The 11,003-nt window shown below is 68.3% G+C and carries 8 protein-coding genes; all 8 read left to right on the forward strand.

Features of this window, described 5'->3' with window-relative positions; all coding sequences use genetic code 11:
* Positions 1-8: 8 nt before the first annotated feature.
* Positions 9-3,230 (forward strand): efflux RND transporter permease subunit, encoded by a 3,222-nt coding sequence (locus AC6LKG_RS11460; RefSeq protein ID WP_498164494.1) that lies wholly within the window; start codon positions 9-11, stop codon positions 3,228-3,230.
* Entirely contained in the window at positions 3,227-4,714 is a 1,488-nt protein-coding gene (locus tag AC6LKG_RS11465) for an efflux transporter outer membrane subunit (RefSeq protein ID WP_498164496.1), read from the forward strand. Before AC6LKG_RS11460 ends, AC6LKG_RS11465 begins: the two co-directional genes overlap by 4 nt.
* Complete coding sequence (gene pdxJ / locus AC6LKG_RS11470; protein WP_498164498.1) at positions 4,711-5,451, forward strand: pyridoxine 5'-phosphate synthase; 741 nt, start codon at positions 4,711-4,713, stop codon at positions 5,449-5,451. The genes AC6LKG_RS11465 and pdxJ overlap by 4 nt, the downstream gene beginning before the upstream one ends.
* 35 nt (positions 5,452-5,486) lie before the next feature.
* Positions 5,487-5,924: a holo-ACP synthase gene (gene acpS / locus AC6LKG_RS11475; RefSeq protein ID WP_498164500.1), complete on the forward strand. Its 438-nt coding sequence runs from the start codon at positions 5,487-5,489 to the stop codon at positions 5,922-5,924.
* Between the two features lie 43 nt (positions 5,925-5,967).
* The gene (gene nagZ / locus AC6LKG_RS11480) at positions 5,968-7,023 is read left to right on the forward strand and encodes a beta-N-acetylhexosaminidase (protein WP_498164502.1); all 1,056 of its coding nucleotides are present in this window, start codon (positions 5,968-5,970) and stop codon (positions 7,021-7,023) included.
* Positions 6,986-8,815 (forward strand): excinuclease ABC subunit UvrC, encoded by a 1,830-nt coding sequence (gene uvrC / locus AC6LKG_RS11485; protein ID WP_058665051.1) that lies wholly within the window; start codon positions 6,986-6,988, stop codon positions 8,813-8,815. Before nagZ ends, uvrC begins: the two co-directional genes overlap by 38 nt.
* 76 nt (positions 8,816-8,891) lie before the next feature.
* Complete coding sequence (gene pgsA, locus AC6LKG_RS11490; RefSeq protein WP_498164503.1) at positions 8,892-9,464, forward strand: CDP-diacylglycerol--glycerol-3-phosphate 3-phosphatidyltransferase; 573 nt, start codon at positions 8,892-8,894, stop codon at positions 9,462-9,464.
* A 205-nt stretch (positions 9,465-9,669) separates the two neighbouring features.
* On the forward strand, positions 9,670-11,003 hold a 1,334-nt coding region (locus AC6LKG_RS11495; RefSeq protein ID WP_498164504.1), incomplete at its 3' end, for an MFS transporter.

An 11,003-nucleotide genomic window follows, 5' to 3' on the forward strand; every position in this document is an offset into this window, starting at 1 on the left:
CAGCCCACATGCCGCAATTTTTTATTGATCGACCAATCTTCGCCTGGGTAGTCGCCCTGTTCATCCTGCTGGCGGGGATACTGGCCATCCCCAACATGCCGGTCTCGCAGTACCCCGACGTGGCGCCGCCGGCCATCACCATCACCGCGACCTACCCGGGCGCCTCGGCCAAGGAAGTGGCCGAATCGGTCACCAGTATCATCGAGGACAAGCTCAACGGCGCCAAGGGCCTGATCTACTACGAGTCGGTCAGCGATTCCTATGGCACCTCGACCATCACCGCCACCTTCGCGCCCGGGCGCGATCCCGACCTGGCGCAGGTGGACGTGCAGAACCGGGTGTCCAACGTCATCGCCCAGTTGCCGGCCGCCGTGCAGCAGCAGGGCCTGAAGTACGAGCAGACCAGCACCGGCTTCCTGATGATCGTGACGCTGTCGTCCACCGACGGCTCGCTCGACCAGACGGCGTTGGCCGACTACATCACCCGCAACGTCCAGAACCCGGTGTCGCGGGTGTCGGGCGTGGGCCAGTTCCAGTTGTTCGCGGCGCCGCGCGCCATGCGCATCTGGGTCGATCCGGCCAAGCTGGTGGGCTTCAACCTGAGCATGGCCGAGGTCAACCAGGCCATCTCGTCGCAGAACGTGCTGGTGTCCGGCGGCAGCATCGGCGCGCCGCCCAACCCCGATTCGCAGCGCATTACCGCCACGGTGGTGGCCAACGGCCAGCTCAGCACCGTGGAAGGTTTCGGCAAGATCGTGCTGCGCGCCAACACCGACGGCTCCAAGGTGCTGCTGCGCGACGTCGCCCGCATCGAGGTCGGCGCCGACAACTACCAGTTCGGCGCCCGCCTGAACGGCAAGCCCACGGCGGCCTTCGCCATCGTGTTGTCGCCCGACGCCAACGCGCTGGCCACCGCCCAGGGCGTGCGCCAGCAGATGGACCAACTGTCCAAGTACTTCCCCGGCAACATCACCTACGCCATCCCCTACGACACCGCGCCGTACGTCAAGGTGTCGATCGAGCAGGTGCTGCACACCCTGGCCGAAGCCATGGTGCTGGTGTTCCTGGTGATGTACCTGTTCCTGCAGAACGTGCGCTACACCTTGATCCCGGCGCTGGTGGTGCCGGTGGCCATGCTGGGGTCGTTCGCGGTCATGCTGGGGCTGGGTTTCTCGATCAACGTGCTGACCATGTTCGCCATGGTGCTGGCCATCGGCATCCTGGTGGACGACGCCATCGTGGTGGTCGAGAACGTCGAGCGGATCATGGCGACCGAAGGCCTGCCGCCCAAGGAAGCCACCAAGAAGGCCATGCCGCAGATCAGCGGCGCCATCATCGGCATCACGCTGGTGCTGGTGACGGTGTTCCTGCCGCTGGCCTTCATGAGCGGGTCGGTGGGCGTGATCTACCGCCAGTTCTCGGTGGCCATGGCCGTGTCGATCTTCTTCTCGGCGCTGCTGGCGCTGACCTTCACGCCGGCGCTGTGCGCGACCATCCTCAAGCCGGTGCCCAAGGGACACCACAACGACAAAAAGGGCTTCTTCGGCTGGTTCAACCGCAAGTTCGACGCCACCACGCATGGCTACCAGAACTGGGTCTCGCGCATCCTGCACAAGGGCGGCCGCATGATGCTGGCCTTCCTGGTGCTGGTGATCCTGCTGGGCTGGCTGTACCTGCGCCTGCCGTCTTCGTTCCTGCCCGAGGAAGACCAGGGCTACGTCATCAGCAACATCGAACTGCCCACCGGCGCCAGCGCCAACCGCACGGTGCAGGTGATCGAAGAGGTCGAAGACTACTTCCGCAAGATTCCGGCGGTCGAGAACATCATCACCGTGCAGGGCTTCAGCTTCAACGGCAACGGCCTGAACGCGGCCATCGCCTTCACCACGCTCAAGGACTTCAAGGAGCGCAAGGGCAAGGGCGATTCGGCCGGCGCCATCGCGTTCAATGCGTTCCAGAAGCAACTCATGGGCATCCATGACGCCATGGTGTTCACGCTGGTGCCGCCGGCGATTTCGTCGCTGGGCAACGCCACCGGCTTCGACCTGCGGCTGCAGGATCGCGGTTCGGCCGGCACCGAGGCGCTGGCCGCGGCCACCGGCCAGTTGATGGGCATGGCCATGAAGAGCCCGGTGTTGTCGCAGGTGCGCATCACCGGCCTGTCGGCCGGCACGCAACTGACGCTGAACATCGACCGCGACAAGGCCGCCGCGCTGGGGGTCAACTTCGACGAGGCCGCCTCGCTGATTTCCACCGCCGTCGGTTCGGCCTACCTGAGCAAGTTCCCCAACCTGGGCCGGATGCAGAACATCTGGGTGCAGGCGGACGCGCCGTACCGCATGCAGTTGTCGGACGTGCTCAAGCTGAACGCCCGCAACACCCAGGGTGGCATGGTGCCGCTGTCGTCGTTCGTGACGGCCAAGTGGTCGCAGGGACCGGTGCAGGTGGTGCGCTACAACAGCTACGAATCCATGCGCATCGGCGGCAGCGCCGCGGCTGGCTACACGACCGGCCAGGCCATGGAGGAAATGCAGAAGCTGGTGGGCCAGTTGCCGCAGGGCTTCGGCTACGAATGGACCGGGCTGTCCTACCAGGAACGCCAGGCCGGCAACCAGGCCCCGATCCTGATGGGCCTGTCGCTGCTGGTGGTGTTCCTGGTGCTGGCCGCGCTGTACGAAAGCTGGGCCATCCCGATCTCGGTGATGCTGGTGGTGCCGCTGGGCATGCTGGGCGCGGTGGCGCTGGTCAGCGCGCTGGGCATGTCCAACGACGTGTACTTCCAGGTGGGCATGGTGACCGTTATCGGGCTGGCGGCCAAGAACGCCATCCTGATCGTGGAATTCGCCAAGGATCAGTACGCGCGCGGCATGGGGCTTTATGAAGCGGCGGTGGAAGCCGCGCGCCTGCGGTTCCGGCCGATCCTGATGACCTCGCTGGCCTTCATCCTGGGGGTGGTGCCGCTGGCCATGGCCACCGGCGCCGGCGCCGCCAGCCAGCGCGCGGTAGGCCTGGGCGTGTTGGGCGGCATGCTGGCCGCCACGCCGTTCGCGGTGATTTTCGTGCCGACCTTCTTCGTGGTGGTGCTGGGCCTGTTCAAGACCAAGCCGCGCCTGCTGGGCGCCGAGCTGCGCGCCTTCGAGGAAGAGCAGGCGGCCAAGAAGGCGGCCGCGGGGCAGACCCCGCCGGACGCTCCCGCACAACCCAATGGTGGCCAGGAGGGCAAGGAATGAGCGCCCTGATGTTCAAACAGACCGCCTTGTCCGCCTTCGTGGCGGTGGCGTTGGCCGGCTGCTCGCTGGCGCCCGACTACAAGCGTCCCGACGCGCCGGTTTCCGGCAACTGGCCGGACCAGCCCAAGGTGCAGTACGGCGCGTACGCCACGCCCATGTCGCTGGGCACGCAGCCGGCGGCGGCGGTGGCGCCGCAGGCCGGCACGCCGGCGGCCGACCTGGGCTGGCGCGATTTCTTCCGCGATCCGCGCCTGCAGCGCCTGATTGAACTGGCGCTGATCAACAACCGCGACCTGCGCGTGGCGGTGCAGCGCGTCGAAGAGGCGCGCGCCCAGTACGGCGTGCAGCGCGGCGCGCAATGGCCCAGCATCGGCGCCGGCATCCAGGGCCAGCGCCAGCGCTTGCCCGAGAACATGCGCCAGCCGGGCGCCGGTTCGATCAGCAGTTCGTACCAGGCCGGCATCGGCCTGACCACGTTCGAGATCGACCTGTTCGGCCGCCTGCGCAGCCTGTCGGAAGCGGCGTACCAGCAGTACCTGTCGACCGAGCAGGCGCAAAAGAGCACCCAGATCACGCTGATCGGCGCGGTGGCGCAGTCGTACTTCAACCTGCGCGCCGCCCAGGTGCAACTGGAACTGACCCAGCGCACCCTGGCCTCGCGCCAGGAGTCGTACAACCTGGTCAAGCGCCGCTTCGACGGCGGCGTGGCGTCCGAACTGGACCTGAACCAGTCCAAGTCGCTGCTGGACACGGCATCGGCCGACCTGGCGCAACTGGCCCGGGCCCAGGCCCAGGCCGTCAACGCGCTGGTGCTGCTGCTGGGCACGCCGCTGCCCCAGGACCTGCCGCCTCCGGCCACGTTCGGCCGCGACCAGTTGCTGGCGACGGTGCCGGCCGGATTGCCGTCCGACCTGCTGGAGCGTCGTCCGGACATCCTGGCGGCCGAGAACAACCTGAAGTCGGCCAACGCCAACATTGGCGCGGCGCGCGCGGCGTTCTTCCCGACCATCTCGCTGACCGGCCTGTTCGGCGTGGCCAGCCCGTCGCTGGATACGCTGTTCAAGGGCGGCCAGGGCTACTGGAGCTTCTCGCCGTCGATCACCACGCCGCTGTTCGCCGGCGGCAGTATCCGCGAAGGCTTGAACCTGGCCAAGGCGCGCGACAATATCGCCGTGGCGCAGTACGAGCAGACCATCCAGCAGGCGTTCCGCGAGGTCTCGGACGCGCTGGCTGGCGAAGCCACCTATGGCGCGCAGCTGGACGCCCAGCGCGCGCTGCAGGATTCGTCGGCGCGCACCCTGGAACTGTCGAACCTGCGCTATACCAATGGCATCGACAGCTACCTGCAGGTGCAGACCGCGCAAGTGGACTTTTTCAATGCCCAGCTGGCGCTGGTGCAAACCGGCCTGGCCGCGCTGATCAACCGTGTGGAACTCTACAAGGCGTTGGGCGGCGGCTGGGAAGAAACAACGAAAGTGCAATGATAGAACTTGGTGTAAACATCGATCACGTCGCGACCCTGCGGCAGCAGCGTCACACGACCTATCCCGACCCGGTGGCCGCGGCGCTGCGCGCCGAGGACGCCGGCGCCGACCTGATCACGCTGCATTTGCGCGAAGACCGCCGCCACATCCAGGACGCCGACGTCTACGCGATCCGGCCGCAACTGCGCACGCGCATGAACCTGGAATGCGCGGTCACGCCCGAGATGCTGGAGATCGCCTGCGCGGTCAAGCCCAATGACGTCTGCCTGGTGCCGGAAAAGCGCACCGAACTGACCACCGAGGGCGGGCTGGAAGTGGCGGGCGCGCTGTCGGCGGTGACGGACGCGGTCGGCCTGCTGACCGAGACCGGCATCCGCGTGTCGCTGTTCATCGATCCCGATCCGGCGCAGATCGAAGCCGCCGCCCGCGCGGGCGCGCCCGTCATCGAACTGCACACCGGCGCCTATGCCGAAGCCGAGGGCGATGCCGTACAGGCCGAACTCGAACGCATCCGCGTGGCGGTGGCCGAGGGGCTGCGCCATGGCCTGCGCGTCAATGCCGGCCACGGCCTGCACTATGGCAACGTCAAGCCGGTGGCGGCGCTGGACGGCATTTCCGAACTGAACATCGGCCACGCCATCGTGGCGCAGGCGGTGTTCGACGGCTGGGAAAAGGCCGTGCGCGACATGAAGGCGCTGATGGTGCAGGCCCGTCTGGAAGCGCTGCGCGGCCGTTGAGCCCGGGCCCGGTCCCTTTCAACGGCGCCGCAGCGATGTCCCAGCCCGAATCCCCACTCGCCGTTTCCGCGCCTGCCGCCATCGGCGGCATCGGCATGGACCTGCTGCGCATCGATCGCATCGAGCGCGCGCTGGCGCGCCACGGCGACCGTTTCGCCGAGAAGATCCTGGGCCCCGAGGAGCTGGCAAAGTTCCATGCCCGCCGCGCCCGCGACCCGGTGCGCGGCTTGCGTTTCCTGGCGACGCGCTTTGCCGCCAAGGAAGCGTTCTCCAAGGCGGTGGGGCTGGGCATGCGCATGCCCATGACCTGGCGCCGGGTACAGACGCTGAACGCGCCCGGCGGCCGGCCGGTGCTGGTGATCGCGCCCGAACTGCTGGAATGGTACGTGCAGCGCTTTGGCGCCGCGCACGTTTCCATCACCGATGAATCCGACATGGCCGCCGCCTACGTGGTGGTCGAACGCAAGCCCTGAGCCCGCGGGCCGGCCTGCAAGACACAGACAGAAGGACACGCCGATGGCCAAGAAGAAATCCCGGGCGCTGCCGCCCGGTCCCGTGATGGTCGATGTGGCCGGCACCGTGCTGACCAAGGCAGAAAAAAAGCGCCTGCGCCACCCGCTGGTGGGGGGCGTGATCCTGTTCGCGCGCAATTTCGAGAACCGCCGCCAGTTGACCGAGCTGACCCGCCAGATCCACAAGGCGCGCAAGGAGCGCCTGCTGATCCTGGTCGACCACGAGGGCGGCCGGGTGCAGCGCTTCCGCGAAGACGGCTTCACGCCGCTGCCGGCGATGCGCGACCTGGGCGCGCTGTGGGACCGCGATCCGCTGCTGGCCATGCGCCTGGCGACCGAAGCCGGCTACGTGCTGGCCGCCGAACTGCGCGCCTGCGGCGTGGACATGAGCTTCACGCCGGTGCTGGACCTGGACTACGGCGTCAGCAAGGTGATCGGCAACCGCGCCTTCCATCATGACGCGCGGGTGGTGACGATGCTGTCGCGCGCGTTGATCCAGGGCCTGGCGCTGGCCGGCATGTCGGCCTGCGGCAAGCATTTCCCGGGGCACGGCTTCGTCGGCGCGGATTCGCACCACGAGATCCCGGTCGATCCGCGCCCGCTCGAACGCATCCTGAAGGACGACGCCGCGCCCTATGCCTGGCTGGGCGACGCGGTGCTGCCGTCGGTGATGCCGGCGCACGTGATCTACCCCAAGGTCGACAAGCATCCGGCCGGCTTCTCCAGGCGCTGGGTGCAGGACATCCTGCGCACCCGCCTGGGCTACGATGGCGTGGTGTTCTCGGATGACCTGACCATGGAAGGCGCGTCCGTGGCCGGCGACATCCTGGCGCGCGCCCAGGCCGCGCTCGGCGCCGGCTGCGACATGGTGCTGGTGTGCAACCGGCCCGACCTGGCCGACGAGCTGCTGGCGCGGCTCGAATTCGACCACGCGCCCGAGTCCGTGGCCCGCATCCGCCGGTTGATGCCGCGCTTCGACGCGCTCGACTGGGATTCCCTGCAGGCCGAAAGCCGTTACCAGAATGCCCGACGACTTCAATCTCAAATCGTTCCTGGCTGACCTGCCGCATCTGCCGGGTGTCTACCGGCACCTGGATGCGGCTGGTGAGGTCATGTATGTCGGCAAGGCGCGCGACCTGAAAAAGCGCGTCTCGTCGTATTTCCAGAAGAACCTGTCCAGCCCGCGCATCGCCCAGATGGTGGCGAAGGTGGCGCGGCTGGAGGTCACCGTCACGCGCTCCGAGGCCGAAGCGCTGATCCTGGAAAACAACCTCATCAAGAGCCTGAAGCCGCGCTACAACATCCTGTTCCGCGACGACAAGTCATACCCGTATCTGCTGATCACCGGCCACGACTGGCCGCGCATCGCCTATTACCGTGGCGCCACCAACAAGCGCGGCCAGTACTTCGGCCCGTTCCCCAACGCCTGGGCGGTGCGCGAGACCATCCAGATCCTGCAGAAGGTGTTCCGCCTGCGCACCTGTGAGGACACCGTCTTCGCCAACCGTTCTCGGCCCTGTCTGCTGCACCAGATCGGGCGTTGCTCGGCGCCCTGTGTGGGCGCCATCCAGGCGCAGGACTACGCTTCGGACGTGCAGCGCGCGGTGCGCTTTTTGAACGGCGAGGCCAAGGACGTGATGGGCGAGATCGAGGCCCGCATGCTGGAGGCCGCCGAAGCGCTGCGCTTCGAGGAAGCCGCCGCGCTGCGCGACCAGATGGGCTCGCTGGCGCGGGTGCTGCACCAGCAGACCATGGAAAACGTCAGCGGCGAGGACACCGACATCGTCGCGGTCGCCATCGCCGGCGGCAAGGTCTGCGTCAACCTGGCCATGGTGCGGGGCGGACGCCACCTTGGCGACAAGCCGTTCTTCCCGACCCACGCCGAAGGCGAGGCCGCGCCGCAGGTGTTGGAGGCCTTCGTGGCCCAGCACTACACCGACAACGCGCTGCCCCCGGTGCTGGTCTGTTCGCACGCCTTGCCCGACGCCGGCCTGATCGACCTGCTGGTGGAGCAGGCCGGCGGCCGCCCGTCGCGCGTGCTGACGCGGCCGCAGGGAGCCCGCCGCGCCTGGCTGGAACAAGCGGTCAAGAACGCCGAGATGGCCCTGGCGCGCGCCCTGACCGAATCCGGCGCTCGCGCCGCCCGCACGCTGGCGCTGGCCGAAACGCTGGACCTGGATACCGACGAGGCGGCGCTGGACGCGCTGCGCATCGAGTGCTTCGACATCAGCCATACCGCCGGCGAGGCCACCCAGGCCTCCTGCGTGGTGTTCGAGCACCACGACATGCAGCCCTCGCTGTACCGCCGTTACAACATCGCTGGCATCACGCCGGGCGACGACTACGCCGCCATGCGCCAGGTGCTGACGCGGCGCTTCGCCAAGGTGGCCGACGGCGAGGCGCAGATGCCCGGGCTGGTGCTGATTGACGGCGGCAAGGGCCAGGTCGAGGTGGCGCGCCAGGTATTCGCCGAGCTGGGCCTGGACATCCAGGCGCTGGTGGGCGTGGCCAAGGGCGAAGGGCGCAAGGTCGGCCTGGAAACCCTGGTGTTCGCCGACGGCCGTCCGCCGGTGGCGCTGGGCGGCGAATCGGCCGCGCTGATGCTGATCGCCCAGGTGCGCGACGAGGCCCACCGTTTCGCCATCACCGGCATGCGGGCGCGCCGCGCCAAGACCCGCAACGTGTCGCGGCTGGAGGAGATCGAAGGGGTCGGGGCGCGCCGGCGGCAGCGCCTGCTGGCCCGCTTTGGCGGGTTTTCGGGGGTGGCCTCGGCCAGCATCGAGGATCTGGCGTCGGTGGACGGCATTTCCGAGGAACTGGCCGAACGGATCTACGAGGCGCTGCGCGGATGATGCCTGGGCCGTTTTCCGGCCGCCCGGCGGCCGCAAGACAGCCACTGCCATCCGGCTGATGTAGCATACGGACACTATGCCAATTAACGTACCCATCATCCTGACGTGGCTGCGTATCGCCATGATCCCGCTGGTAGTCGGGTTGTTCTACCTGCCCGAGAGCTGGATGTCCGTGCCGGTGCGCGACACGTTCGCCGCCTGGGCCTTCATCATCGCCGCCCTGACCGACTGGTTCGATGGCTGGCTGGCGCGCCGCTGGAACCAGACCTCGGCGTTCGGGGCGTTCCTGGATCCGGTAGCCGACAAGCTGATGGTCTGCGCCGCGCTGATCGTGCTGCTGGACCTGAGCCGGGTCGATGCCTTCATCTCGCTCATCATCATCGGCCGCGAAATCACCATTTCGGCGCTGCGCGAGTGGATGGCCAAGATCGGCGCCAGCGCCAGCGTGGCGGTGCACCGGCTGGGCAAGTTCAAGACCGCCGCCCAGATGGTGGCGATTCCGTGCCTGCTGTACAACCAGCCGATCTACGGCGTGTCGAGCAAGCTGCTGGGCGACGTGCTGATCATCGTTGCCGCGGTGCTGACGGTCTGGTCGATGCTGTATTACCTGCAGCGCGCCTGGCCCGCGATCCGCGAGAAGGCTCAGTAACAGACATCCACGACGGCCCGGTTCGCGCCCAGGGCCGCCGTGGCAGAGCAAGAGCGACGCCGGCCGGTGGCAAGACCGGCGCCGGCACGGCCGCGTGCCGCATTCGCCACAGGGACAACGCCGGCCCGGCCGGACGTTGCTGGAGACAACCCGCGCGCCACCCACCAGGGCGGCCGCCTTTTGCCGCTGCCCGCGGCCTCGCGCCATGACTACCGCTGCATCCTCTCCGGCCTCGGACGCCGCCGTCCGCCGGCGCGACTGGCAGATCATCCTGCTGATCGGCGTGGCCCACGCCTCGTCGCATTTCTTCCAATTGGTCCTGCCGTCGCTGTACGTGTCGCTCGGCAACGAGTTCGGGCTGGACTTCGCCCGCCTCGGCCTGCTGGTGTCGGCCTTCTACGTGGTCTCGGGCATCGGCCAGGCTTCGTCCGGCTTCGTGGTGGACCGCATCGGCGCGCGGCCGGTGCTGTGGTTCGGCCTGGCGTGTTTCGTGCTGTCGGGCCTGCTGATCGGCTCGGCCACCGGCTACCCCATGCTGATGGCGGCTGCCGTGGTCGGCGGCATCGGCAATTCGGTGTTCCATCCCGCCGACTATTCCATCATCAACCACCGCATCACCGCGCCGCGTCTGGGCCACGCCTTTTCGGCGCATGGCCTGACCGGCAATCTGGGCTGGGCCCTCACGCCCGTGTTCATGACCTCGATCACGCTGCTGGCCAACTGGCGCGTGGCGGCCTACAGTGCCGCCGCGCTGGTGGCCTTGGTGCTGCTGCTGACGGTGCTGGGTCGCAACCTGCTGGGCGGCGCGGAGCCGGCCCAGGCCGGTGACGCCAGGCCGGGCGCGCGTCCGGCGCCCAAGGCGCAGGACGGCGTGCTGACGACGCTGGCCACGCTACTGTCCAGGCCGGCGCTGTGGGGCGCCTTCCTGTTCTTTGCCTGCACCTCGATCGCGCTGTCGTCGGTGCAGAACTACACCATTCCGCTGCTGGGCCAGCTTTACGACCTGTCCAAGGTGACGGCCAGCTCGGCGCTGTCCGGCTACATGGTGGCATCGGCGGTGGGCATGGCGGCCGGCGGCTTTCTGGTGTCGGCCAACCCGCGCACCGAGCGTACCGTGATGGTGGCGCTGATCCTGGCCGGCCTGACGCTGGTGGTGCTGGCGCTGGGCCTGGTGCCGGCGCTGCTCGCCGCGCCGGTGGTGGCGCTGGCGGGCTTCTGCTCGGGCGTGGCCGCGCCGTCGCGCGACATGCTGATCCGGCGGGTCACGCCCAAGGGCGCCACCGGTTCGGTCTATGGCCTGGTGTATTCCGGCATGGACGTCGGCTCGGCGCTGGGGCCGCTGGCCTTCGGCCTGCTGTTGGACGCGGGGTTGCGCCAGGGGCCGTGGATCGGCGCGGGCGTGGCGTTCGCCGCCGCCGCGCTGTTGGCGCAGTGGATCGCGGTGCAGGCGCGCCGGGCCGAGCCTGCCGCCGCGGTGCCGGCGCGTTCCCGAGTCTCTATTGTGCCTTTTTCTTTATACACTATTCCGGTTCCGGCCAG

Source organism: Achromobacter sp. 46006, from assembly GCF_059761975.1.